This window comes from Arthrobacter sp. SPT-J7 (assembly GCF_059089965.1).
On record NZ_JBNHFF010000165.1, the window covers coordinates 1 to 7546 of the forward strand.

The 7546-nt window shown below is 64.9% G+C and carries 7 protein-coding genes; all 7 read right to left on the reverse strand.

Going from position 1 to position 7546, the window contains the following annotated elements; translation table 11 throughout:
• Positions 1–313, reverse strand: a 313-nt coding sequence (whiA, locus tag AC5RWX_RS27990; RefSeq protein WP_494099518.1) for a DNA-binding protein WhiA, incomplete at its 3' end; no start/stop codon positions are given.
• Between the two features lie 9 nt (positions 314–322).
• Entirely contained in the window at positions 323–1339 is a 1017-nt protein-coding gene (locus AC5RWX_RS27995; protein ID WP_494099519.1) for a gluconeogenesis factor YvcK family protein, read from the reverse strand.
• The gene (rapZ, locus tag AC5RWX_RS28000) at positions 1339–2262 is read right to left on the reverse strand and encodes an RNase adapter RapZ (RefSeq protein ID WP_494039612.1); all 924 of its coding nucleotides are present in this window, start codon (positions 2260–2262) and stop codon (positions 1339–1341) included. The genes AC5RWX_RS27995 and rapZ overlap by 1 nt, the downstream gene beginning before the upstream one ends.
• Before the next feature lie 111 nt (positions 2263–2373).
• Positions 2374–4419, reverse strand: coding sequence for an excinuclease ABC subunit UvrC (gene uvrC / locus AC5RWX_RS28005; RefSeq protein WP_494099520.1), 2046 nt, complete (start codon positions 4417–4419; stop codon positions 2374–2376).
• Positions 4420–4507: 88 nt separating this feature from the next.
• Positions 4508–5176, reverse strand: coding sequence for a lysophospholipid acyltransferase family protein (locus AC5RWX_RS28010; RefSeq protein WP_494099521.1), 669 nt, complete (start codon positions 5174–5176; stop codon positions 4508–4510).
• Positions 5163–5879, reverse strand: coding sequence for an HAD hydrolase-like protein (locus AC5RWX_RS28015; protein WP_494099522.1), 717 nt, complete (start codon positions 5877–5879; stop codon positions 5163–5165). The genes AC5RWX_RS28010 and AC5RWX_RS28015 overlap by 14 nt, the downstream gene beginning before the upstream one ends.
• Positions 5880–5946: 67 nt before the next feature.
• Positions 5947–7546: excinuclease ABC subunit UvrA (uvrA, locus tag AC5RWX_RS28020; RefSeq protein ID WP_494099523.1), on the reverse strand; the 1600-nt coding region annotated here is incomplete at its 5' end.

The following is a 7546-nucleotide window of genomic DNA, read 5'->3' on the forward strand; positions in this document are numbered from 1 at the left end:
CGAGGAGGCCGGTCTGGCGGGCCAGCGCCTCGCCGTCGCGCACTACCCGGACGACGTAACGGCTGGCGCGCCGCAGTCCCCCGGCCGAAACCACGATGATCTCGCTCTGGTGCCCATAGACTTCCGAAATGGCGGCCCGGAGGCGGCGGGCGGTCGAGGCCAGGTCCACTTCGGCCTCGATGACAATCCGGCCGGAGATGATGTGGAGCCCGCCGGCAAAGCGGAGCATGGCAGAGACTTCAGCCTTGCGGACTGATGACTTCTTGATGTCCAGACGGGACAGTTCTTCCTTGACTGATGCTGTCAGTGCCATGGCACCTTCCTAACTGTTCCCAAAAATGTCGTTGTACGCCGTGGCCAGACGCAGGGGGTCATGGACGGGTCGGCGGCCCGACGCCCCTACTTTACCCAAGACCACCTCGGCGCCGATCATCGCGGCAGCCTTCTCGAACTCCTGCCGGTCGGGAACTGAGGCGGGGTCGGCCAGGACGACATCGACGTTGAACCCAGGTGCGTAACGCCGCAGGACATGCAGGTGGTCGGCGGCCGTCATGCCGGATGTTTCCTTGGTGTCCGTGGCCAGGTTCATGGTCAGGCAGCGCTTGGCGGGGGTGTGGCACAATGCCTGCCGCATCTCAGGGAGCAGCAGATGCGGCAGCACGGAGGTGTACCACGAGCCCGGCCCCAGGATCACCCAGTCTGCGAGCTCGATGGCGCTCAATGCTTCGGCGCAGGCGGGCGCTGCCTCGGGCAGGAGGCGCACCTGCTCCAGTGAGCCCGCCACGGCGCAGCGTGCCTGTCCCCGGATGGTCTCCAGTTGCCAGGTGCCGTCGGGAGCAGTGACCCGGACGTCACCCTCGATGGTCAGCGGCTCAGTGGACATGGGCAGGACCTGTCCGCGGGCGCCCAGCAGCGCACCCGCCCACCGCAGTCCGGCGACCGCGTCGCCCAGCAGCTCCCACAGGGTAACGATCAGCAGGTTGCCCGTGGCATGGTCATCGAGCGAGCCGCCGGGTCCCTTTCCGGGGCGGAAGCGGTGCTGCATCACGTCACGCCAGGTGCGCCCCCAGTCGGTGTCGTCGCACAGGGCCGACAGCGCCATCCGGAGGTCCCCCGGCGGAAGGACGCCGTACTCGTCCCGCAGGCGTCCGGAAGAACCGCCGTCGTCCGCTACCGTGACGACCGCAGTGAGCTCCGAGGTGAGCAGGCGCAGTGCCGAGAGCGACGCGGCCAGCCCGTGGCCGCCGCCCAGGGCAACAACAGTCGGCCCCTTGTCCTGCTGGGTGGCCGCCGTCCCGGCAGGCGGAACCAGCGGCAGCGCACCGGTGAAAAGAGACATTACTCGCGGCCCAGGTCCCGGTGGGTGGTGGTCACCGTGACGCGGGGGTACTGGGCCAGCTTTTTGGAGAGTTCGACGGCGACTGCCACGGAGCGGTGCTTGCCGCCGGTGCAGCCCACGGCGATGGTGGCGTAGTGCTTGTTCTCGCGTCGGTAACCATCCAGCACCGGTTCCAGTGCCATGACATAGCGGTCCACGAAATTCTTGACGCCCTCGGCTTCGAGCACGTAGTCGCTGACGTCTTTGTCCAGCCCCGTGTGCGGGCGCAACTGCGGCACCCAGTGCGGGTTGGGGATGAACCGGACGTCCGCCACGTAGTTTGAGTCCACGGGAAGGCCGTACTTGAAGCCGAAGCTCATTACGTTCAGCCGCAGGGCCACGGGCCCTGTTTCGCTGAAGAGTTCGGTAATGGCGGTGGCGAGGCCATGGACGTTGTAGCCCGAGGTATCCAGTACGACGTCGGAGCTGTCGCGCAGTTCCTGCAGCAGGTCGCGTTCGGCGGCGATGCCGTCGAGGATGCGGCCGCCGCCTTGCAGGGGATGAGGCCGGCGCCCCTGTTCGAACCGCCGGACCAGGACGTCGTCGCTGGCGTCGAGGAAAAGGACCCGGAAGGTCACGCCGCTGGCGGCCAGTGCGCCGAGTGCGGCGCGGATGTCCGCGAACAAACCCTTGCTGCGGACGTCTACGACCACTGCGAGCCGGGGAATGGACTGGGGCGCGTGGGAGACGAGCTCGGCGAGGGTGCCCAGCATCTGCGGCGGAAGGTTCTCCACGACGTACCAGCCGTGGTCCTCAAGCGCGTCAGCCGCTGTGCTTCGCCCTGCTCCGGACATCCCGGTGACCACCAGCAGTTCCGCTTCGAGCGGCTTGACCGGGAGCATCCCGTCCTGCCCTGCTCCGGATTCCGCCGTTGTGTCTGCCATTAAGTCCGCCCCGTTTCTGCTCTTGGTTTGTGGGCGGGCCGCATCGGCCGGCACCCCGCCCTCAACCCTAGCTAAGATTCTTTGAACTCCGCTAAGTTTCAGCAGAGTCTGCTAGGTTTCGATGACTTCACCGGTGGTCATGTTGATGGCGGGTACGGTGGCTGCCTCCGGTCCGCTGGCGGAGAAATGGTTGACGATGGCGCTGGCAAGGGCAGGCCCGATCCCCTTGGCTTCGGAAAGTTCTGCCATGGAAGCCGCCTTGACTCCCTTCACAGACCCAAAGTGCGCCAAAAGAGCCTTGCGCTTGGAGGCGCCGAGGCCCGGCACCCCGTCCAGGGCGGAAACAGTCATGGCCTTCCCGCGCTTCTGCCGGTGGAACGAGATGGCGAACCTGTGGGCCTCGTCGCGGATCCGCTGCAGCAGGTACAGCCCCTGGGATGTCCGGGGCAGGATCACCGGGAAGTCGCTCTCCGGCAGCCAGACTTCCTCCAAACGTTTGGCCAGGCCCACAACGTACACGTCCTCGATGCCCAGATCTGCCAGCGCCCGGGCGGCGGCGTTGACCTGGGGCTTGCCGCCGTCCACCACCACGAGGTTCGGCGGGTAGGCGAACTTGGCGCGCGGCGCCGGCGTGGTGGTGTCCAGCAATGCGGCGTCCCTAACCGGTTCCTGCTGCCCCGGCTCCACCTGCCCGGGTTCAACCGAGTCCGCTTCTTCGGCGCTCAAGTTGAGCACGGCTTCGTCCACCTGCGCCGACTTGTCCTGCAGGTAATGGCGGAACCGCCTGGTCAGGACGTCGTGCATGGCGGCAGTATCGTCGGTGGCCGCGGCGCCTGTGATGGAAAACTTCCGGTAGTCGGACTTCTTGGGGAGGCCGTCCTCCACTACCACCATCGAGGCCACCACATTGGTGCCCTGGACGTGGGAGACGTCAAAGCATTCAATACGCAGCAAGGGAACCGGAAGGTCCAGTGCTTCCTGCAGTTCCTGGAGCGCCTGCGACCGCACTGTAATGTCCCCCGCCCGGCGGGTTTTGTGCAGCTTCAATGCGTGCTCGGCGTTCTCGCGCACAGTGGACATGAGGGCGGCTTTGTCCCCGCGCTGCGGTACCCGGATGTCAACCTTGGCCCCGCGCAAACCGCCCAGCCACTCGGTCAGTTCCGCGGCGTTGCTGGGCTCGACCGGCACCAGGACTTCGCGGGGCAGCCTGCCGTGGCCGTGCCCCTCATCTCCGTAGACCTGCTGCAGGAGGTGTTCCACGAGGTCTGGGGTGGTGGAATCCTCCACCTTCTCAACCACCCAGCCGCGCTGGCCGCGGACCCGGCCCCCGCGGACGTGGAACACCTGCACGGCGGCTTCCAGTTCGTCCTCATGCAGGGCGAAAATATCGGCGTCGGTGTCTTCCGCCAGCACCACGGCATTCCGCTCGAAGACCTTGCGCAGCGCAGCGATGTCGTCGCGCAGCCGGGCCGCCCGCTCGTAATTCAGCTCGGCTACCGCTTCCGCCATCTGCTTTTCGAGTTTGGCGATGAAGCGCTTGGCCTCTCCGCCCATAAAAGCGCAGAAATCGTCGGCAAGGGCGCGGTGGTCTTCCGGGGCAATCCGGCCCACGCAGGGTGCCGAGCACTTGTCGATGTACCCCAACAGGCAGGGCCGGCCGCTTGCTTCGGCGCGCTTGAAGACACCCGCGCTGCAGCTGCGCACCGGAAAGACACGGAGCAGCGTGTCCATGGTTTCCCGGATGGCACCGGCGGTGTAGGGGCCGAAGTAGCGGGTGCCCTTCCTCCGGTCGCCACGCATCACCTGCACGCGCGGGTACTTTTCGCCCATGGTCACCGCGAGGTAGGGGTAGGTCTTGTCGTCCCGGAAGACGACGTTGAACCGTGGCTTAAATTCCTTGATCCAGGTGTATTCCAGCTGCAGCGATTCCAGCTCGCTGCCGACCACGGTCCATTCCACACTGCTGGCCGCGTGGACCATCGCATAGGTCTTGGGCAGGAGTCCGGCAGGGTTGGCGAAATACGAATTCAACCGGGAGCGGAGGCTTTTTGCCTTACCGACGTAGATGACCCGCCCGTTGGGGTCACGGAACCGGTAAACCCCCGGGTTGGTGGGAATCTCGCCCGTCTGGGGGCGGTAACTTGCTGGATTTGCCACCTATCCATTCTACTGAGGCGCACCGGTACCTCTGCACGAGGAGGCTTCCCAGCGCTCCTCCGGGCCTCAACAGCTGGTCAAGCGGTTCCTACTCGGTGATCTTGCTCTGGTTGTAGCTGGTGGAGCGTTCCTGGCCGCTGAGTTCGGCTATGGCGTCCATGATGCGGTCGGTGACTTGCCTGCGCGCCGGCAGCGAGTGGTCCGGTCCCGTCTTGTCGAAGTACAACGGCTCCCCCACTTTCATGGTGAAGTGCTGCGGCCGGACGCCCTTTTCGCCTGCGCGCTGGAGATTTTCCGTTCCGATCAGGCCCACCGGGATAACCGGAGCTCCGGTGGTCAGCGCCAGCCAGCCCACGCCGGTGCGTCCGCGGTAAAGGACGCCGTCCCGGGAGCGGGTGCCTTCCGGATAGATCCCTATGCCCTTGCCTGACTCGAGGATGTCCAGAAGGGTCTTGAGGGCCTGGACGCTGGCGGCCTGCTCACCACGTTCCACCGGGATGGAGCCCACGGACTCGAAGAATGACTTCATGGCCTTGCCCTTGACGCCGCCGGTGGTGAAGTACTCGGCTTTGGCGAAAAAGGCCACGGGGCGTGGCATCAGCGCCTGGACAATGACGCTGTCAAAAAAGGAGAGGTGGTTGGGCGCCACAATGAACGGACCGTCGGTGGGAACGTTTTCCAGTCCCACGACGGTGGGCCGGCAGGAACCGGAGATCAGGCTTCGCGTCGTCCAGCGGACAGCATCAAAAAGTGCCATCGTTCGTCACCTCGCTCATGGCGGCCGTGTGAATGGCCTGCAACCGGTCGATGGTGGCAACCAGCTCCGCAGCCGTTTCCACCACAGCCACGGCTCCCGCGGTTTCCAGTTCACCATCCGGGGCAAAGCCCCAGGCGACTCCTATGCAGTCCAGGCCGTTCGCAATGGCGCCGGCGACATCCTGGGCCCGGTCACCGACCATCAACGCGTGCTCCGTACCCAGTTCTTTCAAGGCGGCCGCGATGATCTCCGTCTTTCCCAGCGGAACGCCTTCCACTGCGGACTCGTTGTCCGCCGATCCGTGGATGCCATGGAACAAACCGTCGATCCCATGGTGTTCCAGCACCGTGCGGGCCAGCCCCAGGGGTTTCTGGGTTGCCACAGCGATGGGCCGGCCTGCGGCATTGAAGGACTCCAGGACCTCACGGACACCCGGGTACAGCCGGCTCTGGGCGATTCCCGTCGCCACGTAATACTCGCGGTAGCGGCGGATGACGTCATCCAGCAGCTCGGCCGGTACCTGGGCCACGTTGAGCAGTGAGTCACTCAGCTTGGGGCCGATCATCGCTTCGAGCAGGTCCTGGCCGGGAACCGGAAGCCCCAGCCCGCGAAGGGCCGAAGCAATTCCGTCTGTTATCCCACCGGCCGGGTCGACAAGAGTGCCGTCCAGGTCAAAGATCACGGGCACTGTTGTTTGAGTCACCGGGTTAGTTTCTCACGACAGAACGCATGCCTGAAACTCGCATACCCGCCACGGAATACTTCGCTCCTTACGGCAGGATTTCTGCGAGGAAAGTGGCAGTGTGGCTGGTAGTGGACTTGGCCAGCTGCTCAGGAGTACCGGAAGCGACGACCTGTCCGCCTCCCGAGCCACCGTCAGGACCGAGGTCAACGATCCAGTCGGCACTCTTAATGACGTCCAGGTTGTGTTCGATGGTGATCACCGTGTTGCCTTTGTCCACCAGGCCCTGCAGGACCATCAGCAGCTTGCGGATGTCCTCGAAGTGGAGGCCCGTCGTGGGCTCGTCCAGGACATAGACGCTGCGGCCGTTCGAACGCTTCTGCAGTTCCGCCGCCAGTTTGACGCGCTGGGCCTCGCCGCCGGACAGCGTGGTTGCCGGCTGGCCAAGTCGGACGTAACCCAACCCTACGTCCACAAGCGTGTTCAAGTGGCGCGCAATCGGAGAAAAGGCGGCAAAGAACTCCGCGCCCTCCTCGATCGGCATGTTGAGCACGTCCGCGATGGTCTTGCCCTTGTAGTGCACTTCCAGGGTCTCGCGGTTGTACCGGGCACCGTGGCACACCTCGCAGGGTACATATACGTCCGGCAGGAAGTTCATCTCGATCTTCAGTGTGCCGTCACCGGAGCAGGCTTCGCAGCGCCCACCCTTGACGTTGAAGGAGAACCGGCCCGGAAGGTAGCCGCGGACCTTTGCTTCGGTGGTCTCCGCGAAAAGCTTGCGGATGTTGTCGAAGACGCCCGTGTACGTGGCAGGGTTGGAGCGCGGCGTGCGGCCGATAGGGCTCTGGTCAACGTGCACCACCTTGTCCAGGTGTTCCAGGCCCTGGACGGTCTTGTGCCGGCCGGCCACCTGCTTGGCACCGTTGAGCTTGTTGGCCAGCACCTTGTACAGGATTTCGTTCACCAAGGTGGACTTGCCGGAGCCGCTCACGCCGGTCACGGCCGTGAAGAGGCCCAACGGGAACGCGGCATCAACGTTGAGGAGGTTATTCTCCCGGGCGCCGACCACCTTCAATTCACGTTTCTTATCATACTTCCGGCGCTTCTTCGGAACCTCGATCTTCTTGCGCCCGGACAGGTAGTCGCCCGTCAGTGACGAGGTGTTTTCCAGCAGATCCTTGTATGAGCCGGAGTGGACCACCTGGCCGCCGTGTTCGCCGGCGCCGGGTCCGATGTCCACCACCCAGTCCGCCACGTGGATGGTGTCTTCGTCGTGCTCCACCACGATCAGTGTGTTGCCCATGTCCCGGAGCCGGGTGAGGGTGTCGATCAGGCGCCGGTTGTCGCGCTGGTGCAGCCCGATGGAGGGTTCGTCGAGGACATACAGGACACCCACCAGACCGGAGCCGATCTGGGTGGCAAGCCGAATGCGCTGGGCTTCGCCGCCGGAGAGCGTGGCGGACGGCCGTTCAAGGTTCAGGTATTCCAGTCCGACGTCGAGCAGGAAGGTCAGCCGCGCCTGAATTTCCTTGAGCACCTGGTGCGCAATCTGCGCCTCACGGCCGGTGAGCACCAGGTTGTTCAGGAAGTCAGCGCAGTCGCGCATGGGGAGCGCTGCGACGTCGGCAATGGACTTGCCGTTGATGAGTACCGACAGGGAAGCCGGGTTGAGGCGGGCGCCCTTGCAC

What these genes read in the sequence shown, in the direction of transcription:
- AC5RWX_RS27995 (WP_494099519.1), bottom strand. Translation starts at nt 1,339, where the DNA reads ATGTCTCTTTTCACCGGTGCGCTGCCGCTGGTTCCGCCTGCCGGGACG.
- rapZ (WP_494039612.1), bottom strand. Translation starts at nt 2,262, where the DNA reads ATGGCAGACACAACGGCGGAATCCGGAGCAGGGCAGGACGGGATGCTC.
- AC5RWX_RS28010 (WP_494099521.1), bottom strand. Translation starts at nt 5,176, where the DNA reads ATGGCACTTTTTGATGCTGTCCGCTGGACGACGCGAAGCCTGATCTCC.